The sequence below is a fragment of the Brumicola blandensis genome (assembly GCF_031846165.1).
GTDB classification, from domain to species: Bacteria; Pseudomonadota; Gammaproteobacteria; order Enterobacterales; family Alteromonadaceae; genus Glaciecola; species Glaciecola blandensis.
In genome coordinates this window covers 90594-115085 of sequence record NZ_JAVRIE010000006.1, presented here as the reverse complement: position 1 = coordinate 115085, position 24492 = coordinate 90594, and the positions used below count along the sequence as shown (strand labels likewise).

20 protein-coding genes are annotated in these 24492 nt (G+C 42.3%); 8 read left to right on the top strand and 12 right to left on the bottom strand.

Features of this window, described 5'->3' with window-relative positions; translation table 11 throughout:
* Positions 1-70: 70 nt before the first annotated feature.
* Both RM544_RS14160 and RM544_RS14155 read right to left on the bottom strand, forming a co-directional pair.
* Entirely contained in the window at positions 71-967 is an 897-nt protein-coding gene (locus RM544_RS14160) for a homocysteine S-methyltransferase family protein (RefSeq protein ID WP_311362458.1), read from the bottom strand.
* Positions 968-1006: 39 nt separating this feature from the next.
* Positions 1007-1834: a mechanosensitive ion channel family protein gene (locus tag RM544_RS14155; RefSeq protein WP_311362457.1), complete on the bottom strand. Its 828-nt coding sequence runs from the start codon at positions 1832-1834 to the stop codon at positions 1007-1009.
* Between the two features lie 373 nt (positions 1835-2207).
* On the opposite strand from RM544_RS14155, the gene RM544_RS14150 reads away from it, so the two are divergent.
* The gene (locus RM544_RS14150; protein WP_311362456.1) at positions 2208-5339 is read left to right on the top strand and encodes an efflux RND transporter permease subunit; all 3132 of its coding nucleotides are present in this window, start codon (positions 2208-2210) and stop codon (positions 5337-5339) included.
* Positions 5340-5413: 74 nt separating this feature from the next.
* Here the strand turns inward: RM544_RS14150 and RM544_RS14145 are convergent, their stop codons facing one another.
* Positions 5414-6376, bottom strand: a complete 963-nt coding sequence (locus RM544_RS14145) for a LysR family transcriptional regulator (protein ID WP_311362455.1) — start codon at positions 6374-6376, stop codon at positions 5414-5416.
* Positions 6377-6599: 223 nt separating this feature from the next.
* On the opposite strand from RM544_RS14145, the gene RM544_RS14140 reads away from it, so the two are divergent.
* Entirely contained in the window at positions 6600-8837 is a 2238-nt protein-coding gene (locus RM544_RS14140) for a putative bifunctional diguanylate cyclase/phosphodiesterase (protein ID WP_311362454.1), read from the top strand.
* 390 nt (positions 8838-9227) lie between these two features.
* On the opposite strand, the gene RM544_RS14135 is transcribed toward RM544_RS14140, so the two are convergent.
* The 3 genes from RM544_RS14135 to RM544_RS14125 all read right to left on the bottom strand — a co-directional run bounded on the left by RM544_RS14135 (position 9228) and on the right by RM544_RS14125 (position 11625).
* Positions 9228-9431: a helix-turn-helix transcriptional regulator gene (locus tag RM544_RS14135; RefSeq protein WP_311362453.1), complete on the bottom strand. Its 204-nt coding sequence runs from the start codon at positions 9429-9431 to the stop codon at positions 9228-9230.
* Positions 9421-9828, bottom strand: a complete 408-nt coding sequence (locus tag RM544_RS14130; RefSeq protein ID WP_311362452.1) for a hypothetical protein — start codon at positions 9826-9828, stop codon at positions 9421-9423. Before RM544_RS14130 ends, RM544_RS14135 begins: the two co-directional genes overlap by 11 nt.
* A gap of 240 nt (positions 9829-10068) precedes the next feature.
* Positions 10069-11625 carry a DUF3612 domain-containing protein gene (locus RM544_RS14125; RefSeq protein WP_311362451.1) on the bottom strand — a complete coding sequence of 519 codons (1557 nt, stop codon included), beginning with the start codon at positions 11623-11625 and terminating at the stop codon, positions 10069-10071.
* Positions 11626-11795: 170 nt separating this feature from the next.
* Between RM544_RS14125 and RM544_RS14120 the strand changes: the two genes are divergently transcribed.
* Complete coding sequence (locus tag RM544_RS14120) at positions 11796-12797, top strand: aldolase/citrate lyase/malate synthase family protein (RefSeq protein WP_311362450.1); 1002 nt, start codon at positions 11796-11798, stop codon at positions 12795-12797.
* A gap of 67 nt (positions 12798-12864) precedes the next feature.
* Here the strand turns inward: RM544_RS14120 and RM544_RS14115 are convergent, their stop codons facing one another.
* The 3 genes from RM544_RS14115 to RM544_RS14105 all read right to left on the bottom strand — a co-directional run bounded on the left by RM544_RS14115 (position 12865) and on the right by RM544_RS14105 (position 16301).
* Positions 12865-14082, bottom strand: coding sequence for an efflux RND transporter periplasmic adaptor subunit (locus RM544_RS14115; protein ID WP_311362449.1), 1218 nt, complete (start codon positions 14080-14082; stop codon positions 12865-12867).
* 119 nt (positions 14083-14201) lie between these two features.
* Positions 14202-14417, bottom strand: a complete 216-nt coding sequence (locus RM544_RS14110) for a hypothetical protein (RefSeq protein WP_311362448.1) — start codon at positions 14415-14417, stop codon at positions 14202-14204.
* Between the two features lie 174 nt (positions 14418-14591).
* The gene (locus tag RM544_RS14105; RefSeq protein WP_311362447.1) at positions 14592-16301 is read right to left on the bottom strand and encodes a S8 family serine peptidase; all 1710 of its coding nucleotides are present in this window, start codon (positions 16299-16301) and stop codon (positions 14592-14594) included.
* Positions 16302-16889: 588 nt separating this feature from the next.
* Between RM544_RS14105 and RM544_RS14100 the strand changes: the two genes are divergently transcribed.
* Complete coding sequence (locus RM544_RS14100) at positions 16890-17138, top strand: hypothetical protein (protein WP_311362446.1); 249 nt, start codon at positions 16890-16892, stop codon at positions 17136-17138.
* 111 nt (positions 17139-17249) lie between these two features.
* Here the strand turns inward: RM544_RS14100 and bamJ are convergent, their stop codons facing one another.
* Positions 17250-18053, bottom strand: coding sequence for a BamJ family beta-barrel-assembly machinery protein (gene bamJ / locus RM544_RS14095; RefSeq protein ID WP_311362445.1), 804 nt, complete (start codon positions 18051-18053; stop codon positions 17250-17252).
* A 159-nt stretch (positions 18054-18212) separates the two neighbouring features.
* Between bamJ and RM544_RS14090 the strand changes: the two genes are divergently transcribed.
* The 3 genes from RM544_RS14090 to RM544_RS14080 all read left to right on the top strand — a co-directional run bounded on the left by RM544_RS14090 (position 18213) and on the right by RM544_RS14080 (position 21186).
* Complete coding sequence (locus RM544_RS14090; RefSeq protein WP_311362444.1) at positions 18213-19199, top strand: WD40 repeat domain-containing protein; 987 nt, start codon at positions 18213-18215, stop codon at positions 19197-19199.
* Positions 19186-19425 (top strand): SlyX family protein, encoded by a 240-nt coding sequence (locus tag RM544_RS14085; RefSeq protein ID WP_311362443.1) that lies wholly within the window; start codon positions 19186-19188, stop codon positions 19423-19425. The genes RM544_RS14090 and RM544_RS14085 overlap by 14 nt, the downstream gene beginning before the upstream one ends.
* 93 nt (positions 19426-19518) lie before the next feature.
* The gene (locus tag RM544_RS14080) at positions 19519-21186 is read left to right on the top strand and encodes a methyl-accepting chemotaxis protein (protein ID WP_311362442.1); all 1668 of its coding nucleotides are present in this window, start codon (positions 19519-19521) and stop codon (positions 21184-21186) included.
* On the opposite strand, the gene RM544_RS14075 is transcribed toward RM544_RS14080, so the two are convergent.
* Both RM544_RS14075 and RM544_RS14070 read right to left on the bottom strand, forming a co-directional pair.
* Positions 21183-22043: a substrate-binding periplasmic protein gene (locus RM544_RS14075; protein ID WP_311362441.1), complete on the bottom strand. Its 861-nt coding sequence runs from the start codon at positions 22041-22043 to the stop codon at positions 21183-21185. The two genes, RM544_RS14080 and RM544_RS14075, sit on opposite strands and share 4 nt — an antisense overlap.
* Before the next feature lie 122 nt (positions 22044-22165).
* A complete protein-coding gene (locus tag RM544_RS14070; RefSeq protein ID WP_311362440.1) occupies positions 22166-22369 on the bottom strand; it encodes a YheV family putative zinc ribbon protein in 204 nt (67 codons plus the stop codon).
* 170 nt (positions 22370-22539) lie between these two features.
* Here RM544_RS14070 and abc-f point away from each other — a divergent pair, with 170 nt between their 5' ends.
* Positions 22540-24492: a ribosomal protection-like ABC-F family protein gene (abc-f, locus tag RM544_RS14065; protein WP_311362439.1), complete on the top strand. Its 1953-nt coding sequence runs from the start codon at positions 22540-22542 to the stop codon at positions 24490-24492.

The window sequence follows — 24492 nt, the reverse complement described above, 5'->3', positions numbered from 1 at the left end:
ATGTAAAGGGACTGGATATTTGTTGCCTTGTTGTTGTCATTCATTGATTACACCAACAGTGCGTGTACGACTAAAACGGCTTGAATTTTGCGTCAACCAAACGCTGATGAATCGCCTTGATATGCTCCGGTCCTATTTCACAACAACCACCAATTATTGTGGCCCCACGTTCCACCCAAGATAAAGCATAGTCCGCGTAGTGTTTGGGACTTAAATCTTGTCGTGATTGTAACTCTTCTACTGTGTCGCCGGGGTACAGAGAGGTCACGGAGACGAAACCGTTGGCATAGGCACCAATTTTCTTTGTCGATTTGCTCAATAATGGCCAGCAGGCATCGATCGCTTCTGGTTGACTGCAGTTAAGTACGATCGCTTCTATTGGCATGGCCTCAAAAATAGTGAGTGCGTCTTTTAGGCTCTCTCCACTTCTTAATAGTTGGGGTTGATCGTCTTGTACCGTCAATCCAAGCCAAACAGGTTTTTCACTCTCAAGTCCTGCAACACAAGCGGCCTTTGCTTCGTCAATCGATGACATTGTTTCACAAATGAAAAGGTCACTCGCAGGGCTCTGTAGCTTCACCAAGGTTCGGTAGCTATCGAGAGATGCCTGATAAGGCAATGCAAATTCGGGTCGATAGCTGGCGACTAGAGGTGGCAAGCATCCCGCTATTTTGACCTCGGTTCTACCTGAGAGTTGCCTTGCTTCGGTTGCAGCGGACATCGCCATGATATGCAAATCTTGCAGCTTCGGCAGCGCATTCTGACGAGCCAGCCTTGTGGGTGTTGCAGTATATGTGTTTAAGGTAATAAGGTCTGCACCGCTGCGAATGAAATCCAAATGTAAATCGCGCACTAAGGAAGGTTCATGAAGCATAACATCTGCTGACCACATAGGTGTTGCTGGACGCTGACTTCTGCTAAGCAGCTCTTGCCCCATGCCACCATCTAGTAATACTACCTTGCTCATTTACCTTCCTATATTTTTCTGGGCGAAGCCCATTAGACCTTAATCTTCTTTGACTAAAATAACTTTGCGATGCGGGAATGGGATCTCAATATTCGCCGCATCTAGGGCTTTCTTAATTTGCTCTGGTACAGAGAACTTCACTTTGAAATAGTCATCACCTTTACAGAACGGTCTCACGATAAAATCGACTGAGCTGTTATTTAACTCGCTAACTTCTACAAAAGGAGCGGGTTCTTTTAATACCAGAGGATGTGCAGCAAGCACTTCATCAATGACCTTGCGAGCGTCATCAATATTCTCGTTATAGGCAACACCAAAAGTCATGTCGACACCACGTACTTCATGAAATGAATGATTGGTAATTTGTTGGCCCCATATTTCACTGTTAGGGATAATGATTTTTTGGTTATCAAATGTTTGCATGATAGTGGTGAATAAATCGATTTCAGTTACTTTACCGAACTGTCCTGCTGCTTCTATGAACTCATCCACTTTGTATGGACGGAATATTAGTAACATAACGCCGGCGGCTAAGTTTGACATGGCACCTTGCAAGGCTAAACCTACAGCTAAACCTGCTGCACCAATGAGTGCAACGATAGAAGTGGTTTGTACACCAAATCGATTCAGGACAGATATAAATACAAAGGTTAAAATGACATAGCGGGCTATGCTTCCAAAAAATCGGAATAAGGTGTCGTCAAGACGCTCGTAGCGTTTTCCAAACGAATATACCGCTTTGTATGCACGGCCGCTGATCCAAATGCCAAGCAATAGAATCAGAATAGCCATTAAAATATTAGTCGCCCAGGCTATCGCGGCTGGCAAATATTGATTGATATCGAAGTTTTGAATGTACTCATTCATGGCGAAGTAGTTCCCTTAGTTACAATGACTATGATAGTTTTTTTGTTTCACTTACAGACAATCAAACTGACTCATCCATGAAGATACCGCGAGAGAGTTCGTGCACTAGTTCTAAATCTTACCGCTTAAACTCTCTCATGACTATCTAAACTCTAACAAATAGCGGGCTTTACGACTGGTTGAATTCCTTTTATATCTCATTAATGCATTCATTATCAATATGCGTTTAATATGAAATCATAATTATATTTATGTTAAAAGTATCATTATAGTACTCCCCAATATCCAAGGTTGAGGAGCCAATAATGTATTTAATCACACTGATCGCTATCGTTTACTTTCTGTTTATCGTGCGCCTGTTTAAGGAGCTCGTATGAATTTTTCTCAGTTTTTCATTCGCCGCCCAATTTTTGCTGGCGTTTTGTCATTATTAATTTTCATTGCCGGTGCGCTTGCTGTATGGCAATTGCCAATAACTGAATACCCTGAAGTTGTACCGCCGACTATCGTGGTGACGGCTAACTATCCTGGTGCCAATCCAAAAGTCATTGCAGAAACAGTGGCGAGTCCGTTGGAGCAAGAGCTTCAGGGAACAGAGAATATGTTGTATATGTCTTCTCAAGCGACGGCTGATGGACGAATGACTTTAACCATCACATTCGCCATTGGAACTGATGTCGACCTGGCACAAACCCACGTTCAAGGGCGAGTAGATAGAGCACTGCCTCGTTTACCTCAAGAAGTGCAGCGAATGGGTGTGGTTACACAGAAGTCGTCCCCTGACTTGACGATGGTCGTGCACATCACTTCACCCAACGATAAATACGATATGTTGTACTTGTCTAACTACGCTCACTTGAATATTAAAGATGAGCTTGCTGGTGTCACTGGAGTCGGTGATGTTCGTTTGTTCGGAGCGGGTGAATACAGCATGCGAATTTGGTTAGATCCAAATAAAGTCGCGGCACTTGAACTCACTCCAATGGATATTGCTGCTGCAATTACTGAACAGAACCAACAAGCGGCAGCGGGTAGTTTGGGGGCTCAACCTTCGGGCTCGAACGACTTTCAATTGCTCATTAACGTCCAAGGGCGGCTTCAGAATGAAGATGAGTTTGGCAACATCATTATTAAAGTAGGGGAGCAAGGTGAGATATCGCGTTTACGCGATGTGGCTCGAATAGAGCTTGGTGCCGACTTTTATGCTTTGCGTTCACTATTAGATAATAAGCCAGCTGTTGCACTACCTATCTTCCAAGCTGCGGGTTCAAATGCGATACAAATTTCTGAAGATGTACGCGCCAAGATGGCTGAGTTAAAACAGACTTTCCCGGAAGGCCTCGATTACAGCATTGTGTATGATCCGACCGTATTTGTGCGTGGGTCAATAGAAGCAGTAGTAAAGACTTTATTTGAGGCTGTGCTCCTTGTTGTGGTGGTTGTGGTGTTATTCCTACAAACTTGGCGTGCATCAATTATTCCTTTGGTAGCAGTGCCAGTTTCACTAGTGGGAACGTTTGCAGTGATGCATTTGCTTGGGTTTTCCCTCAATGCTTTATCCTTGTTCGGTTTAGTGCTTGCGATAGGTATTGTCGTTGATGATGCTATCGTCGTGGTAGAAAACGTTGAGCGGAATATTCACGACGGTTTAAAACCATTGGAAGCTAGCCAAAAAGCCATGCGGGAAGTAACTGGGCCGATTGTTGCCACTACGCTCGTGCTTGCAGCCGTGTTTGTACCTACCGCATTCATGTCTGGACTGACGGGACAATTCTATATGCAGTTTGCACTTACTATCACTATATCAACTTTTATATCTGCATTTAACTCCCTAACCTTAAGTCCGGCCTTGGCCGCAGTATTGCTAAAAGATAAAGATGCACCGAAGGATGCGCTAACACGAGGTATGGACAAAGTTCTAGGCCGATTTATCTTTACTCCATTTAACAAGCTATTTGCCAAGGGTGAAAAATCGTATGCCTTCGCGGTACAAAAAATATTGCGTTCAGGTGCCATTGTCGGGGTAATCTATATCGGCTTACTTGGGCTAACTGGCTACCAATTTCACACAACACCAACCGCTTATGTACCAGGTCAAGACAAACAGTATTTAGTCTCTTTTGCTCAATTGCCTGATGCGGCATCGTTAGATCGCACAGAAGAAGTGATTCAGGAAATGTCTCGTATTGCCTTGGCTCATCCCGGAGTAGAATCTGCAGTCGCATTTCCCGGTCTGAGTATTAATGGCTTCACTAATAGCTCAAACAGTGGCGTTGTGTTCGTGACCCTTAAATCTTTTGATGAGCGCAATACTGATGATTTGTCAGCTGATGCAATTGCAGGTGACTTGGGCGCCCAATTCTTTGGTATTCAAGATGCCTTTATTGCCATTTTTCCACCTCCTCCGGTTCAAGGGCTTGGCACGATTGGTGGCTTTAAACTGCAACTGCTAGATAAAGCAAACATGGGTTACAACGAGTTGTATCAGGTAACGCAGTCGGTATTACAAAAAGCGTGGGCAACGCCTGAGTTGGCGGGTGTATTTTCTTCTTACCAAGTAAATGTGCCGCAACTGGACGTTCAAATTGACCGCGATAAAGCAAAAATGCAAGGCGTTGCGATCAACGATATTTTTAGAACGATGCAAATTTATTTGGGGTCGTTATATGTGAATGATTTCAATCAATTCGGTCGCACGTACCAAGTCAATTTACAAGCTGAAGAAAGCTTTCGTCAAGAACCCGAGCAAATTGAGCAGTTGCAGATCCGCAATCGTCAAGGCGATATGATCCCCTTAGGTTCTTTTGTCAGCGTGAGCTATGTAGCGGGTCCTGATCGCGTAATGCATTACAATGGGTTTACCACGGCTGAGATTAACGGCGCACCTGCACCTGGCTTTAGTTCCGGTGAAGCGCAAGCTGCTATAGAAGCGATTCTGGCGGAGACTCTACCAAACGGTGTTACTTACGAGTGGACTGATCTTACGTATCAACAAGTACTAGCGGGCAACACCTCACTACTTGTTTTCCCTTTGATTGTGTTGTTGGTATTTATGGTGCTTGCTGCTCAATATGAAAGTATGACTTTGCCGCTCGCTATTATATTGATTATCCCGATGACGCTTTTATCGGCGATGACCGGCGTGATTATTTCAGGTGGAGACAATAATATATTCACTCAAATTGGCTTGATAGTATTGGTTGGCTTAGCCACAAAGAATGCCATTCTGATTGTTGAGTTTGCCAAAGAAAAACAGGAGCAAGGCCTCAGTACGATGGATGCACTAATGGAAGCAACGCGTTTACGCTTGCGCCCTATCTTGATGACATCAATCGCATTTATCATGGGTGTATTGCCGATGGTTCTCTCAACGGGTGCGGGAGCGGAAATGCGACAAGCGATGGGCGTCGCAGTTTTTGCCGGCATGATTGGCGTGACAATTTTCGGACTACTACTGACACCTCTATTCTATAGGGTGTTCGTCCGCACGAAGTCTACACGCTAACAGCTCAAGGCTGTTGAGAACTCAATATTCGTCTACCTATTTGGCTCCTTACCTTGGTAGATGATGTTGAGTTCTCACTTTAACAGATGTTCAAGGCAACCAGAGCACAAGTGATTTTTCACGCTAATGGTTTCAATTTCGGCTTTTTCTACCAGTATATTTTTCACTTTCTCACGCAGCCAAACCAGGCCTGGATCCTTATCTTGTCGCTTATGCCAAAACAAATTCGCTGTCGTTTTTGGCATTTCAAATGGAGGCAAAGTGGCCGCTAAGGTGCCATTTACAATTTGTTTATGCACTGCGCCTGCAGGCACGACACAAATGAGCTTACTGTTAACCAATAAATCAGGCACCACACTGAATTGATTAACGGTGCAAGACACTCTTCGAGTTAAGCCTTTTTGGGCAAGGACTTCATCAGTAAAGCCGGAAGAGTCACCAGAAAGTGAAACCAATAAGTGCTCAGCATTGGCAAACTCTTCAAAGGTAATTTGCCCTTTGGCTAATGGATGGTCGGGGCGCATCACGCAGACATAAAACGGATCGAAAAGATATTCTGCCCGGATCACGGGAGACAAAGTCAGCGCCGCACCTAAGACCAAATCAACGTTGGCATCATCAAGCACCTGTTGGGCATTAGTGATGGTATAAGGGACTGAATGAATATTGACATTCGGCGCTTCCTCTTCAATGATCTTTCGTAGCGGAACCAACAGCATTTGGGCAACGATATCTGCCAATGAAATCCTGAACGTTCTTTTTACGGTTTTTGGGTCAAATTCATTTGGCCTAATTACAGCGCTCAACTCTGAAACAGGATCCTTGATTTGTTCCCATAAGTTTTGCGCTTTTAAGGTCGGTTGAATGTTACGACCACTTTTAACGAACAAGTCATCTTTCCAAGCCACTCGCATTCTGCTCACTGCATTTGAGACAGCAGGTTGAGTCATGTTCAGGCGGTTAGCTGCCCGTGTAATCGAGCGCTCGGTCATGATCGCATCAAATACAACGAGTAGATTGAGTTCGTGTGGTCTCATAAGGAATCATCATTTATTCTAATTAATGTAACAATAACTGATAGATATTATTATGCAAACTCATTCGAGCATAAGTAGTCGGCGTACTGTATTTTTCATCTCTTTCAGTGCTCACTAATTAGGCTTTGGATAATGAATAGTGATATATTGCGCGCAGATTTGGAGCGCACAAAAACTCGTGGCTCGTATGCCAATCACAATGCAAGGGAAGTAGCAGAGAAACATGGCGTCAGAAAAAATGAATATCGAACCATCTAGGTCAGCTTTTAGTGCCTTTTTTATAAGTGCTCGTTCATCGGGTGTGTTTTCTATTGTTAACTTCACAAGCTTTATCTACATTATCGTGCTCGGGCTGACCTTTAAAGATTTGTATTCCTTCATGCCAGATTGGGTTGTAATGACACAAGCCATAGGTGTGTTGGTTATTGTGTTGAACGTTTTCGCTTTGAAGAAAACGAGCAATGTTCCCTTGGCAGCAGCAATTATGTTGTTTTGCATGTTCGCGATCCACATGGCAAATGTTACCTTTGCCGGTGGTATTGATACTGTTCACTATGCTTGGATTTTCATTTTTCCTATTCTAGCTGGTGGAACAATGGGCTGGCGCGGGCAAATATTCTTCTGGTTTATTAGTGTGCTTGGCACTATCTACTATTATGTGTGGCCGGAACAAATGGAAGTGCTTCCCTACGAGGGAGACATGGCCTACACCTTAGTCACTCGTTTAATGTGCTTGACGATTTTCAGTCTTATCATGCTGACCTACCACTTCACGTTGAACGAAAAGATGCTCTCTTTGCGCAAAGCACTGAAACTCGCGTCTTTTGAGAGCGATTTATTTTCTGGGGTTTTTAATTCAAAAGCGCAAAGTGTTTTATTAATTGATGAGAAAGGCATTATTCAGCGCGCGAATCAAACGGCACATATTACTTTTGGCTTCAAAACAGGCGCGCTGATCAAGCAACATATTGGCGCACTTTGTTTGAATGGAGAACACTTCTTTGCGCCGAGTAATGTGGACAAGCCTTCTCGCGAAATACAAGTGCAAACACAGGATCACCGAATTGTTTGGATTGAATATTCTGCTCTGAGTGTTTTAGATGAAAATGAGCAGCGCCATAGCTTATTCACAATAGAAGATATCAGTGAGCGCAAACAATATGAATCCGAGCTATCACACCTCGCGCATTATGACCATCTTACGAAAATGCCGAATCGCTTGATGATTCAAGAGCACTTAACTGCTTTGCTTAAGCATCATGTTGACGCTTCATTTGCTGTGATTTTTATCGACCTCGATAAGTTTAAAGATGTAAACGACATGTATGGTCATGAAGCCGGTGACGCAGTGCTAGTAGAAGTCGGACAACGACTTGAAAAGAGTGTCAGAGAAGGCGACTTTATCGGTCGTTTTGGTGGTGACGAGTTTATCTTGCTGACGGAAATTGATACTTCTAAAGATGAAATTGTAAGCTTAGTAGAGCGAGTGCAAAACGTAATATTGCAGCCCATTTATCATCAAAACAAGCAACATAACATTGGTTCTAGTGTCGGTATTGCTCAGTACCCAATTGACAGTAAAGATGCAAACGACTTATTACGCAAAGCCGATGCGGCGATGTATCGCACTAAAACGAATCAGAAAGGTGCATTTGCATTTTATAACTTAGACTATGACATCGACTTACAACGTAAGCTCCGTCTGAATACGGAATTAAATTTTGCGAATGATCGTCATGAACTGTCTTTAGTATTCCAACCTATCTTCGATCGGAATAGGAAGCTTACTGGCGCTGAGGCTTTATTGCGTTGGAATCATGGCGAATTGGGTTTTATTTCTCCTGAAGAGTTTATTCCTATTGCGGAAGATAGCGGACACATATTGCAAATTGGCGATTGGGTCATTGATTCTGCCTGTCAGACATTACGTGATTGGCAAGACATGGGACATACAGAACTTAGTATGTCGGTGAATATTTCGTACCGTCAACTCGCAGAACATGCTTTGGTTGACGTGACTCGTCTTTGCTTAGACAAATATGGCCTGACGGGTGACAAGCTGATACTTGAATTAACTGAACGCGTTTTCGCTGACGATTTAACCTTAGTTCGAGAAAACATGCGCATGCTATCTGAAATGGGTGTGAGAACCGCCATTGACGACTTTGGCATTGCATATTCAAGCTTGAGTTACTTGCGCAGCGTTAACTTCGACATTTTGAAAATTGATCGCAGTTTCGTCAAAGATATTGTTCAAGACCAAGAGGCGAAAAATCTCTGTTTAGCCATACATTCGATGGCCAAAAGTTTAAGCTTACAAGTGACTGCGGAAGGCATTGAAACCGAGGCCCACTTAAACACCTTGATTGATATGAATGTCGATAAATTCCAAGGTTATTATTTGTCAAAACCACTGACTAAAGCTGATTTTCATGAGCTACTTGTCTCGCCACAGGCTTGATAACATGCATCTCCGCGAACGGTGACTAAATTACCAATATCAATAGAGCCAGTATTAGGAATATGTGCAATTCATGGTTTTCTTTGTCTATTACTGAGAAAAGGAGTGTTGGTATCTCATAATCGTTTTAGCCTTCACTGACTTTTGTGAGGCAGTTTCTTGCCCGTCACCACCGCGCAGGCGGTGGTCTGCTGAGAGGCAAAAGGAGATCGTTGGTAATTAAGAGTTTCTCCGGCAGCCTAGTACGTAGAGCGGATGAAATAAAATCAAGCCCCGCTCTGGAGGCTATGAGGTAGTTCACATAATTATGGTAGAATTGCTCTAGAAGTTGCTTAGTTGCCGTGGCGTAGCAATAAGTATTAGATACAGCACAAAGAAAACACATATTTTCTAGTTGTTTTGCTCTTTAGGACAAAATATTTCTTCAATGCTTTTTCCAAAAGTCTCTGCAAGAGCAAAAGCAAGAGTTAAAGAAGGATCATGTTTTCCTGTTTCTATGGCATTCACGGCTTGACGTGACACTCCTAACTTTTCAGCAAGTTCTGCTTGAGACCATCTATTTTCTGCACGAAGTACCCGCAACCTATTCTTCATGGGTATCGCTCGCTAGTTTAATGGACTGCGCTACACCAAAGATAACTGCGATTGCTGGCAACATAAATGCTAGACTAATAGACGGCACCTCAACCATTTCTGAGAGCAAGCCATAAGCCATTGCTGCACAACCAACAACCCCTACAGCCCAAAGCAAACTTTCACCCATTACCCTCTGGATGTATTCATCCAATGACCGATAATGTTTTACTACAAGCTGTAATAAAAATATCACCGGAATCACAGGTGTCATTGCAAGGAATCCCGTGCTGTATATAGACAAATCATTGGTCTCATTCAATAACACTGATAACGCTAAAACCGCTAAAAACATTGCAATATGCAACATAAATTTGACCAAAAACTTCTTTTCCTTTTTACCTAATTCATTACTCATATTTAGCTCTCCTGAAGTTACCTTATTCTCTCAATATATTGTAATTTTGTCATAATATATTGACATTGTGTAAGGCTAGCATTACATATTACGCACCAAATAGTCAAGCAAACCTGACAATAAGATGGGTGTGCATTACATATTGTGAAATATTAAAAGATATTTTTAAGAGAACTTAACGACTATAATTCAGCGTCAGCAGGACGATGAACGCACTATATGAGCAATTATCAAACTTTATTATCGTCTGACATTTTTCTCGCCACAGGCTTGATAGCAACTTGGTTTCCTAGGGCATTCAGCACCGCGTGGACAAATCATTCTTGCTTCAGTTTCAATGCCTCTTTCAACCCAGTTGATATTGAGTATTCGTGCCACACTGGATAGTTGGGTTTTGATCGATTTTGGTATCGCAGCAGACCCTCCTCCTTTTACACAGACGTCTTTTAAATCGTGAGCAATTGATCTTGCGTCTTCACCTTGTGCATCGATAGCTGGGTTCAAATCTATACCGGTACACAGCACATGACTGTTGTCTGCCATGTCTTTCACGTTGGTAGATTCACACACATAAATGCGTGGCTCATCACCCACATTCAATATCGAAATTTGTGCGCTAGTCCCTTGCAATGGTGCGTTAATCATTCTAAAAACCGCCCAGTGCTGGCAGGGATCTTCAACTTCCCGCATATTGCCCCAAGGTAAGGGGATACCATTTCCACGATACACCGCTTTTAACTTACCTGGCGCGTAAGCATCAAAATAGTGCCAATGCCGGTAAGAAGACACCGCGGTCATGCGTCGCATAGCAACAGAGGCAGATACACCTAATAATTCATGGGTTTTTATCTCGTAACCTTGGCGGTCAAGTAATTGACGATAAGGCACTTTAGGACAAAGCAAAGCGCCGGCGAAAAAGCTAGACTCAAAGTCGCGCCAAGCATGCAATATATCTTGTGCATTTAGATTTGATGATTGACTGGATTGAGTACCATCAGCGCTTAAGGTGTTATTGTGATTGAGGCCGGTTAACAGAACGCTTTTTAAACCGTCGCGATTGTGTAAAACAGCATGTCCAATATGTACGGCGAGGTCATACTTCAAGCGCATAGGAAACTTCTTGAGTAATTGATTAATATAAATCGTGCCGGGCGAATCAAAAAACGATGTCACAATATTGTTAGTCGGAGCGCGATAGGCGTTGCCGCCAAGTTCTTTGGCAAGCGAAGCCGGGACCTTATTGAACCACGCTATCTTTAAACCTTGCTGTTGGGCTATTTCAATCAGCTCATCGACGGAAAGTGGCATCCGTTTCAAGCCAACATCTTCAGCTGCTCGCTCTAAGTCGGGAAAGTGATTCTGATGATGCTCTTGATGCGCTCGGATCAGTAAATGAGCAAACTGACGACCGCTAGTACCGGTTTGTGACAACATCTCAGGAATGGCAATTTGCAGAATCTCATTTGAAAACAGGAAGCTAGGCTCTAGCGCAATACCGCTAATGCCGCCTCGGTTTCCTTTTTCAGGTGTAATGGATTTTTCTTCCGGCACGTCATCTAAAAACCAATCCACATCTTTTTGAAAAACTGAGGCAATAACGCTGAGCATGTCTTCACTGGGGACACGCTTACCACGTTCGATCATAGACAAGTAAGATACCGATGGCGCGGTTTCCGCGTTCACTCGAATACAGCGCGCGGAAAGATCTTCCATTGTTAGATTGTTGCGTTTTCGTAAGTTTCGAATTTTTGTTCCCATAAGATGGGACTTACGCATCAGGCTTTTCGTATTTTTCATAATTGTCTTCACTTTTACACAAGATGTTTTTGTAAAATTTACACTGTGAAATTTCTTTTGTGAAATTCTAGTGCTTTTTACTTTATGCTTTATCTCAAGCGAAGTAAATAAACCAAAACATTTTACTCGTTAAGCAAATGCACTACTTGTCAAAATAAGAGGAAAAGAAGATGAATATGCCAGCTTTGAAATACAGTCAAATCCATCAGGGCTTTTACACCTTCATCAATGAAGATGTATTGCCAACGTGCGGCATCGAGGTTAATGTCTTTTGGCAAGCGCTAGAGAACCTGATTACTGATTACGTACAAGAGCCAAGTCATTTTATTGATACTAGCCAAGGTAATATGGACGCTGCCAATACCATGAGTGCATCAATTACTGATCGTCAGCAACTTATTCAAGCTGCCAATAGTCGTTGGACGAGTTTACATACAACGGCGTCTCAGGAGGAGACAAAAGCGTATCTTGATCAACATTTTGCTCTAGAAACTGGTTCGCACGCCGACGTGAAAAACTATGTTGTTTATTACCATCACCTATTAGCCTTCTTCGAAGATGGAAGCCAATCTGGTTTAGTTAATCCGAGTCAGTTTGTTGCCCTATGTGGCCATAAGTGTGCACCAGATTCGATAGTGTTGAAGCGCAGCGATATGTCTTCACATGTAGAGATTGCTATTAATCGGAAAGGAAACAGAGGGGCGAAAGATTGTGCTGGTATTCAAGACATCTTAGTTGAAACAAATGAGACAATCATTGTTGATTTTGATGCAGTGCATATCGATGGCGATAGTAAAATTCAAGCTTTCCGCAACCTGCAGGAATTTTTGGAAGGAAGTTTAACGACTTATATTGCTAAAGAAGGTAGCCAAGCGATTCTAAGAATGAATACTGAGGTGACTTTCACAGATCTTGATGGTGAGGACTATGTTATTGCGAACAGGTCGCCTATTCAAATCCGTTGCACTAAACCAAGTTTAAAAACGGAATTGATGAGAGAAGCGAATGGTAATCTCGCACCTCAAGTTATTATAGACGCAATTGTTTGTGGCATCATTTTGCGATTGAAGCAAAACAAAGCGCAAACACAAATGCAGCAGTCTCTCGTTTTACAAGATGGAAAATTTACTACGAATATGCAAAAGCGCATTGAAGATATCTTTAGTTTATAAATGCTCGCATTTTAGCTAGTGCTGAATGCCCTATACACGCTGTGTATAGGGCATTTCATCTTTTTAATCAGTTTGATGCAAGCTTGTCAGTTTTCTGCTCAAGTAGTTTTGCAATACGGTTGCTATACCGAGTCAGTGCTGCTTGGCTTTCTGCATTGGCCATATCTACGTGGGTTGGATCAACAGGTGCGCCTGGTCTAACTCGCTGCAAACCTGAAATAACGATCTCTTCATTGCCAAGCAATCCACTTTCAATGACACGTAAACCTGCTAACTTACTACCCAATGTTACCGCGCGATACTGCACATTATTGTTTTCATCCAAAACGAGCACGTACTTATTATTTAAGTCAGTGGCAATCGCCTTATCATCAATTAATACACCAACATGTGCTTCGTCACTGATCACTTGTAAGCGAGTAAACAAACCAGGAATAAGTTCACCGCTTGTATTCTCAAAGCTTGCTCTCGCTCTTATCGTACCGGTTTTTGGGTTTACTTGGTTATCGATAAAGTCTATTTGACCATTAAAGGGCAAGTCTTCTTGGTTCGCTAAACCCATTAAAATAGGATTCTTTCTTCCTGTGTTTTGTGCCTTAGCATAGTTTAAATACGTAACTTCATCAGCGTCGAAGTATGCATGTATTTTTTCTGTGGACACAATACGCGTTAGTGAGCTTTGGCCTGCATGCACATAGTTACCTTGTGTAATGGTCGCATTTGATATTTTGCCGGCTATTGGCGCTTTAATCTGTGTATAGCTGAGATCGAGTTCTGCAAGTTTTAGCGCAGCTTTAACGGCTTGCACCCTAGCTTGTGCTTGCTGCTGCGTTGACAAGCGTTGGTCTAATACTTCCGCGGAGATAGCTGCGCTAGCCCCCAATTTTTTAGCACGCTTATATTCAGCTTCAGCCAAAGATAATTGATCTTGCGCCATGTTTAATTCTGCATTTAAGCGGCTAAGTTCAGCTGCAAAAGGCGCAGCATCAATTGTGAAAAGTACGTCACCCTGCTCAACCTTGCTTCCTTCAACAAAGTCGACTGACGCGATGTAGCCAGAAACGCGAGGACGTAAATCGACGGTTTCAGGGGCATATGTACGACCCGTGAATTCATGTGACGAGACAATCTCCGCAGTGATAACTTTTGCAACTTGGACGGCACTCGCTGGCGGTGCAAACGGGGCTTCCTGTTGCTCAGAACAAGCGGCAACGAAAAGTACACACAGTGCGGCGATAGCGCTGGTTTTTAGGTACCGAGCGAATAGAGATTGATGATTTTGCATGATTGGCTCCTAAACCAATTTGAATATGGAGCGTATTTTAGGAGCTATTTTTAAATAAATATAATTATGCTTTAATATGAAATGTATTTATTAATGTGATGTGTTTGTGAGCGAGTGAATTAGATTTCAGTGCCACCATACTGACTGGCCAGGTCATCTAGCTCCGAACACGTATAGTCAAAGCTGCCTGCTTCGTACTCATATGATACTTGCACAGAGTGTGAGGATTTGAATAGCTTCACTTTTACGTCCGCTTTTGACCAATGCTTTAATTCATTTAAGAATCGGTTGGCGAGAGGCGCAGTTTCAAATTGATAGCGGATTTCATTGATCATACAAGTCGCATTATTGTTGGTAGCAATTAGGGCTGCATATCTTGGCGAATTCTGCGTCAGTGTCAAGCGAGATAAATCATCTTTCAAAAACAAAACGGCCAACAAAGTTGTTGGCCGTTTACACTTAATTGAATATGCAATGACTATAACACCATTACTTTGCTTCAGTACTTTTTATTCGTAACTGTAGCTCATGGTTACGCCACTATAGCGAGAGTAGCCTCGAATACCTACGTGCCATGTGCCACCACTGGTGTTGGTAAAGGTACATGTTTCATTATTGCCACTTTTATAAGGGCGACAATCGTAGCTGTTCGTTTCTGGTTGTGAACCCAGTTTCATGTATAAGTCTGCATCACCGCTGCCACCAGAAATAGTTACAGTGACTCTACTTACTCCGTTTGGCACATTCCAAGTGTAGCGTTTCCAAGCGTTTCTGTTTCCAGACAAGTTGGTTAGTTGACCCGAGAATGGATCAACACCGCCACCGCCACCGCCACCACCGCCAGTGCCACCGCCATTTCCATCACAACCATTTGCGTTAAGATAGTCATAGGCATCACGTGCCTTGACTATACCGAAGCCATAAAAGTTATCACGACCTGCACTACCCTTGTCCTTTGCAGTGACATTTAGGGCAGTACGAATTTGTTCGTTTGAACAACTCGGAAAGAAACTCCAAACTAATGCTGCTGCGCCGGCCACGTGTGGTGTAGCCATCGATGTGCCGCTGATAGTGTTGTAGGTATTCACTGGCCATGTTGATTGAACTGCTGAACCTGGACCAGCAATTTCTACTTGGCTATTGTACTGTGAATATGACGCACGGCTTTCGTTAGAGCCAACAGCGGCTACCGAAATAACCGCATCATAAGACGCTGGATACGATAATGAACTATTACCGCTATTACCCGCTGCTGCTACTAGCATGATGCCATCATCGACAAAGCCTTGCATTGCGTTGCGTTCAGCAGTTGAGGAGCCGCCCCCACCTAAACTCATATTCACGACATTGGCACCCGCATTGGCGCACTGTTGAATACCATCAATAATGTCAGAAGAGAAAGTCCACTGACCTTGGTCGTTAAAGATTTTTACGATGTGCAAATCTACACCTGGATATACGCCTACAACACCTTCGTTGTTTGATAATGCTGAGATTGTGCCAGCGACGTGCGTACCGTGTCCGTTGCCATCGTTAAACCAATTTCCTACTTGGTTGTTATTTGCGTTACCTGTCACACCGTTATTCTGGTCGCCCAAATCAGGGTGGCCTAAATTAAAACCAGTATCGATAACACAAACTTTTCTTGCTGATTGGTTGTTCTGCGATAACAGGTTGCCTTGCACCATTGGAATTCCGTATGGTGTCGTTTCGGCCATTAAGCTACGGCGGTGATCAACTGAAATATCAGCAACGTTAGGATCATTTCTTAGCTTATTTAATGTTGCCTTGGACATCTTAGCTGCAACCATGCCTTTATCTTTAATCGCTTTAATTGGCTTGGCACCGGCATTTTTTAACATGCCGTAAGCGTTCCCTTGATTGAGCTTGCCATTCTGCATCATCGCCTTCGATTGATCAGGGCGAAGGGTTGAGCGTTTGCCTGATGAGAAACGATCATTATCTGCGGGCTTACCTTTTTGTTCTTTAAAGGTCACGATATAGCGCTCTTCTTTTGCATCGGCTTGGATAACTTGGCCAAAGTTTTCGAAGGCACTGCCACTAGATCGTTTTGAAGCGTATTTTGACTGTTGTGCTTTACTTGGAGTTTGCTTCACTTCGATCATCTGAGACTGTGTTGCGGCGGAAACGCTAAGCGCAATGACAGATAGTGCCATTGAGCCCAATCCCACCGTAAGGTTTTTGCGTAGTTTAGACATATTTATGTTCCTACTCTTTTTTACTTGTTATTAAGGTTTTTTCTTATTATTTTAACTCTCGGTCTTTTCGCCGAGATTCAATACCCTATGCCTAAATTATTGAAAACTCAAAGAGATACATCGGCTTCAACTGGTTGTCCAGAGCCCGCTTATTGTTACTTTATTGCAACATATTCATGCGATTTATATTAAATGATAAGTAAAACATACACTTATGAAAAAATATAAGTGTAACAATTTATTTACATTTAATTTTTAAAAGAATTAAAACAAATGAACTAAATTATTGCTTTTTCAGTTCATATTGTTATGCCTTAAAACTTTAGTCTAATTTTTGTTTAATTTGTAAAAAAATCATGTTAAACAGGCATTTGTAAATAGTGTGCTTGACGTGCATATCTTTGCTAGCTCTATTGAATAAGCCTTGATTGCTCCGCTATAGCTGACAATAGCTTAAAAAATGAACTAATTGAAAGGTGGGAAGTCTGAGTAATGTTGTTGATAGCGTATTGTAGATTATACTCGCTGTCTCACGGTGGTATTCAAGGTTTTTAAGAATACCTTAGAAATAGTGATGAGGTAATAGTTATGCATATTCAAAATCAGGAAAGGTCACAGCACCAAGCCATATCTGTAGGCTGTCAGGCTTTCATGCTAGTCGGCTTTATCATTTTCATTACCGGTGTTTTTAGCTTTGGCTATGCGTTGCTGGCTAGTTATCTTCTACCGTTTAAACCTGACTTTCTAATCATTGCATTAGTTGGCTTGTTTGCCGCATTTTTAGGTCGAATAATATTGCGTAGAGGTCGGCGCTTAGCAGAGGTTTCAGTTATTTGAGAGTTATAGCCCTGATGAGCGACGAATTTTCAACTCTTTAATATCAAAAAAACCACCTCATCTAGGAGGTGGTTTTTCATTTAGTGCTGCTTTTTTTAATCAGCTAAGCATCTATTCACTTGCTGGCTCAATGACTTCTAGCAACTCGACGTCAAAAATGAGCGTAGCGTTCGGAGTGATTTTACCGGTTGATCTCTCACCATAAGCAAGCTCCGAAGGAATATGGAAGCGATATTTAGCGCCTTCTTTCATCAACTGCAAGCCTTCAGTCCAACCTGCAATAACACGATTCAAAGGGAATGTTGCTGGCTGACCGCGACTGTATGAAGAATCAAATTCAGTGCCGTCTAATAAAGTGCCACGATAATGCACTTTAACTGTTGATGTCGGGCCAGCGGGGCTTACGCCTTCACCTTCAGTTAACACTTCATACTGTAAGCCAGACTCAGTGGTCACAACACCTTCTTTCTTTGCATTAGCTGCCAAGTATTCAGCTCCTTCCGCTATATTGCTTGCGGCAGACGCATTCGCTTTTTCCGTCTGTTTAGCTTGAAGGATCATATCAGCCGCACGAGTAAAGCCTTGCAGTTCTGGCAGAGTAAAAGCAGTGTTGTCGTCTAGGCCATTTTTGAAGCCTTCTAATAAAGCAGCTTCATCGTATTCAATCTCTAAGTCTTTTTGTTGGTCCAAACGATTCTTTGCAAACAGACCCATGCTCGCACCTAGTGCATATGAATGTTTCTGGCTTTCAGTTGTGTACTTATTATCTTCGCCAGTTGCTGGCGCTTCTGCTGCAACTGTTTTGCTTGCTTCACTTTTCACTTCTTCTGCTGGACTTGTTTGTTCTTCTTGTTTTTGACATGCAGTGAGCGCAAGTGCTGATAATACTGCAATGGCTAAGGTAGCCTTTCTCATTCGGTTTCTCCGTTTTTTACAAAGTCTATTGTTGGCTAGTTATTTCGCGGTTTTACCTTATGCGTTAATAAAGTGCCGTAAATAGTGTTGTTAAGTAACAATCATTATATACTTGGCTAATAGTAAACGTGTGACAGTAAAAGCGAAACCCCCATTTATATGAATAAAGCTAGCTTTTGGACTTTTTGTTGTGTTTTTGTCTTATTCAGCACGGGCTGTTCTATTCCCGAGACAACACCAACAAGTAAATTGCCGATATCTGAGGTTGGTGTGTACGACGCCGATATAAGTAACTCGGGTCAGTTCGCGGTTATTTCAAGGGTAAACGCTGATATTGTTGTGTGGTCTCTTAGCGAAAATAAAGCTTTATTCAGTTGGCGACATCAAGAAGAAGGTCGCAACATCGTCGATAATATTCATATATCAGCTGACAGTGATTTTGTGGTCAGCGCAGACAGCGAAAACTTTGCGCTTTGGAATGTAAATTCCGGAGACCCCTTGGGCTTCTGGCGCATAGATGAATCAACAATTCGAGATATTGCCGTCAGTAATTCCGGGCAGGGCATTCTGATCGGTAAAGCCAACGGAAAAGTGTTGTATTTTGAACCGAGTACAGGGCGCAGTATTGAGTTTTTGGGGCATGAAGAGAAGGTGAATACAGTTGATATTTCACCTAACGGAAAGTATGCATTATCGGGAAGTAACGATTATAAGGCTTACCTTTGGAGCACCGAATCAGGACAAATCATTCATGTCTTTAATCATGCCAATCGGGTAACGAAAGTCGCGATTGATGACCAAGCTCGTTTTTTATTTACTTCCGATAGCCAAGATGACAGCCAAATTTGGGATGCACAAACCGGTGAAGCAATTAGTCAGTTGCACTTTATTGAGCGCCAGTGGGTATTTACCAGTGCAAAATTTTCTGAAGATGGTCGTTATTTGCTCACCGGCTCACCAGCAAAACGCCTAGCGCTATGGGATGTGCAAAGTGGTGATACCGTTAAAGAGTGGCGAGTTGCAGCGACATCAGGGCCAGCTCCTCAATCCGCAGTAGTTTATGGTATCGGTTTTCTGCCGACCGAAAATAGCGTTGTATCAATATCAAGTAGTGGAAATTTGGAGTCGTGGAATGTCGAAAAATAATAATGAGTTAATTATTGCCGAAATGCAGGCAGCTATTGAGCAACTTGAGTTCAAACTTGCATTTCAAGAAGACAGTATTGAGCAATTAAATAAAATTGTCATAAACCAGCAATATACTGTTGATAAACAAGCTCAATTAATTACTGGCTTAGTCGATAAATTTAAAAGTATCCAAGCAGGTAATACCGAACCAAATCAGGATAATGAGTTGCCTCCACACTATTAACTCTTATCTTTTAAGTGACGTTTTTATGATTGGTTACTTTCATTAATTAATGGATACAAGGACGTTCAACTCAATAACTAAAGAGCCTTACCAATGTCAAAACAACGAACCTCATCATCACGCGCGAGCCAGCGCGGCTCGTTAACATTTACCACTTTGAAAACCAAAATCTTAGCTTTACTGACCGCTGCTCTGCTACTGGTTGGCTTAATTGCTCTGGTTTCCAATATTTTACTGTCTAATAAAATCGATAACTTTAAGCATTTAATTGAAGTTGATAATGTCGCTGGCTTAGAGATTGGCAACTTGAATCTACAATTTAAAACTCAGGTTCAAGAGTGGAAAAATGTCTTACTGAGAGGTCACAATACTGAGGATAGAGAAAAGTATTGGGGTAAGTTTGTTGAGCAACATGAGAAAGTACAAAAGCAAGCGGAAGCTATTCTCGCTCTATCCATTTCCGATGAGCTGATTTCGCAAGTTAAAGAGTTTCGACAAATTCACGCGGCTCTCTTATCTCAATATAAGAAAGGTTTGGAAGCTTTTCAGGTGAATAATTTCGACCATAAATTAGGCGACGCAACTGTTAGGGGAATTGATCGTGCGCCTGGTAAGGCATTGGAGGAATTAGTTGCGCAAGTACAGTTGCAAATTTCTGAAAAGAACCAAACGCTCCAAGCGCAATCTGCAAACCTACAGTGGTTAACGATCTTAGCTATCGTTTTGGCCTTAGTTATGAGTATTGTGGTATCAAATCTCTATATGAATAAAGGTATCATTAAACCGATCGTGAAGTTAATCGAGCAGTTAAGAGGCTTAAGTAATGGCGGTTTTTCTACCAGTTATAATGTTCATCGCTCTGATGAAATTGGTGAAATGTCCCACGCGATTCAACTCTTAAGCAACAAACTAAAAAACGTCTGCGAGCACCTTGTTCAAACTCAAGGCAAACTTGTGACTTTGAGCGCCGGCTTGACTCACGGGGCTGAAAAGCTGGTAGAAAGTAGTCAGCAACAAAACGAAAAGACTATGGATGTGTCTGCTGCCACGGCACAAATGATGCAGCTATCGTCACAAGTTGCGGGCGATATCATTAAGGCCACCGAGCTAGCTGAAAACGCGAAGCATTCAGCAAAGTCTAGCCAAGACGTGATGTTAGAAACGATTGAGACTATTCGTTCTTCTTCCCAGCAAATTCAAAACACCGCTACGGTAATCGAACGCTTAGATGATGATGCTAAAAATGTTGGAAGCGTCGTGGATGTAATCAATAGCATAGCCGAACAAACCAACTTATTGGCCTTAAATGCAGCAATTGAAGCAGCAAGAGCGGGTGAGCAGGGCCGAGGCTTCGCAGTTGTTGCTGATGAAGTAAGAACCTTAGCCTCTCGCACTCAAAAATCAACAGAAGAGATTCAGGTGATCATAGCGAACCTGCAAAAAGGTGCACTAGATGCTGTTGACGCTATTAAACTTGGAAGCAGTAATGCACAAGTTAGTGAAGAAAAGGTGCTTAAAGCTGACACAATTCTTCGGGCAGTGGACGAATCTGTATTAAGTATTACCGAATTAAATCACAAAGTTTCTCTAGCAATGACCACACAAGAGCAAGCGAGTACAAATATCAATAAAGTCATTGAGGACCTTAGAGCGATTTCTGAAACGAACCACGCGGAAGCAGTAGAGCTTCGTAATGAAAATACTATTTTGTCTGAAATTAAAGAAGAGTTGGCTGAAGAAGTCAGGTCACTGAGTAGTTAAGCATTTATTGGTATTGCTGCTGGTTCAGTAATCTGTCGTTTCGCACAGGCGTTCCAAAGGGCTTCATTTGAGCTTGAAACCTCACCTAGGTCGACATTTCCTATGTATTTGGCTTCAATTTTTGCCTGCGCCTTATCTTTAAAAAGCTGTGCCATCGCAATTTTTAATCGAGACACTATTTTTTTAGGGACCGCTTTATTAAGTGCCAAATAATTTCCGTTCAGCAGGCGACTATCAATTTCTAAAACTGGCGTCACCTCAGCTAAAGATAAGCCGGCAATGTTAAGTTGTCGGGAAATACTAAACGAAGACATTACTACCAAATCGACTCTCCCTGCAGCAAACGGCTTTAACGTGCCATACTTACCATTAAATAGGAGTAGGTTTTTTCCTTCCTCAAAACCCAACACTTCTCGTATTTCTTTATATGCATTGTCGGTTGAGCCGCCAAGAATGTATTGTTGAGCTGAAGCGATATCATTTACCACAATATCTTTTCTTGAACTCAATTTGAATAAGCAGTTAGTACTTGATGAAAATGGACCAACCCATTCAAACATCGTCTCTCTTTCACTTGTTTTGGCGGTTGAAACAATGCCTGACCAGGGGTTTTCCTGCACCAGTTTCATCGACCTATTCCAGGGATACAGTTCAAATTGGCAATCGATTTTGGCAAGTTCGCAGGCTGCTTTTGTGAGCTCTAGATTGATACCGACAAGTCTGTCGTTGACTTCGAAGTTGTAGGGTGGAAATTGTTCAGTATAGATTGTTAAAGTATCAGTATTCTTTGTCACTGCAAGCGCAGTAACACTGTGCATGAGAGATACAAACAGAACTTTTGAAAGAAGTGAAATCATAGTGCAGTGTGCTCGCGGTCGTTAGTAAATAAAAACGCGTCCACTGCTCTTTTACAATAAATTACCAAACTCCCACACATGAAGCAATAAAATGCTTACTTTGACTAACATTAAAGCTAAAACTAGGGTTTGAAAACGCCAATAACATTTTCAGAAGGGCGGGTGGCTGAACTCACTTTTTCCTGTGTTTGAGTTTCGGCATAGTCACATTTTACACAAGCTAGTTTTTCTACATTATTTTCAAAGAACAGCATTAAACTATCTAAGCTTTTACACTGCGGACATGTCGCTCCAGCGATAAAGCGTTTTTTGGTTTTATTTGTCATCTATTACTACCTTATTTTTTAGCTTGTTCCATTATACTCTGTTTACTGCTTATCAGTGCAAAAGCAATGATAAAAAAATAAAGTCTTTAGGGTCTACAGTCTAATTTTGCTATCCTATCGGCACAAAATAATGAAAATTGAAATTACAGAAATCAACACGTCCTTAATCTATGATCCAATTACAAAATCTATCGCTTCAACGCGGTGTAAAAGAGCTAATAAAACAAGCCAATATTGAAATATACCCGGGCCATAAAGTAGGTGTGATAGGTAAAAACGGTTGTGGTAAATCCACTTTGTTTGGCTTGCTGCGCAATGAGATCCAAGCTGACTCGGGTGACTGCATGGTGCCAAAGGCTTGGAAGATTGTTTCTGTTGCTCAAGAAACGCCAGGCACAGATCGCAAAGCAATTGACTATGTGATTGATGGCGATATTCATCTACGAGAATTGCAAAAGGCGCTTGAGAAAGCTGAAGAACAGCATGACGGCAGCCGTATTGGGCATCTTCATGACGAGCTTGCCCAGTTGGGTGCTTATGATGTTGAAGCCCGCGCCGCAACGATTTTAGCTGGTTTAGGTTTTGAAAATGCACAGCTAAGTTTGCCGGTGAGTAGCTTTTCTGGGGGGTGGCGCATGCGTCTTAATTTAGCTCAGGCTTTATTATGTGATTCCGACTTACTTTTGCTTGATGAGCCAACAAACCATTTAGATCTTGATGCAGTTATTTGGTTAGAAACATGGATTCAACGGTACAAAGGTACTTTGCTGCTGATTTCACATGATAAATCGTTTATTGATGCATGCGTCGACAATATTGTTAGTTTTGAAAGCCAAGCACTTGTGTATTACAGCGGTAATTATTCTAGTTATGAGAAACAGCGCATAGAGCGACTTAGGTTGCAGGCAAGCGAGTTTGAAAAGCAAGAAAAAAAGAAGGCTCACTTAAATTCTTTCATTACTCGCTTTAAAGCAAAGGCCAGTAAGGCTAAGCAGGCGCAAAGTCGTATTAAGCAGTTAGAAAAAATGCAGGAAGTGTTACCTGTGCATCAGTCATCGGCGTTTCAGTTTTCCTTTAAACCACCCGAAAAGTTACCCAACCCATTGGTTCGTATGGAAGAAGTGAAAGTGGGTTATGGTGAAAAGGTAATATTGGAACAGGTTAAGATGAACTTGGTTCCCGGCAGTAGAATTGGCTTATTGGGTAAAAATGGCGCAGGTAAATCTACCTTCATAAAATTATTAGCGGAAGAAATGCGGCCCTTGCAGGGCGACTATGAGACATCTGCAGGGCTAACCATTGGGTATTTCGCACAGCACCAAGTAGAGCTACTACACCTGCAAAGCTCGGCGTATGACCATGTTTTTCGCTTAGACAAAACCCAAACAGAACAACAAATTCGGGATTATCTAGGCGGTTTTGGCTTTCATGGTGATGAGGCTCTGAAAGCGGTTGCTCCAATGTCTGGTGGTGAGAAAGCCCGTTTGGTCTTAGCTTTAGTTGTTTTTCAAAAACCTAACCTATTACTACTTGATGAACCCACGAATCACTTAGATATGGAAATGCGACAAGCCCTAAGCTTTGCCTTGCAGGGTTTTGATGGCGCTATGGTCTTGGTATCCCATGACCGTTATTTGTTGTCATCAGTGTGTGACGATTTTTATCTAGTCGATGCTGGCGCAGTTAGTGCGTTTGATGGTGATCTTGATGATTATCGAAAGTGGCTATTCAGCTCACCAACGATGTCTAGTGTAGAAACTGCAGAAGGCAAAGACACTGTATCTAAAGCGTCAAATAGAGCTCCTGAATTAGACAAAAAAGCGCGAAAACGTTTGGAAGCTGAATTCAGGCAAAGCACCAAGCCCTTTCGCGACGAGATAGCAAAACAAGAACGTGTTATGGAAAATGCAAACAAAGCATTAGCGGAAATTGAAGAAAAAATGTTGGATACTAGTTTGTATGATGCAGAGAACAAAGCAGCTTTGGCGACCATATTGAACCAGCAGGCTAGCTTGAAAGGTCAAGTTGAGGATGCCGAAATGCTGTGGTTAGAAGCTCAAGAGGCTTTAGAAGAAGCTAGTACGCAATTTGAGCAAAATACCCAAGATAGCACCGAGGCTTAG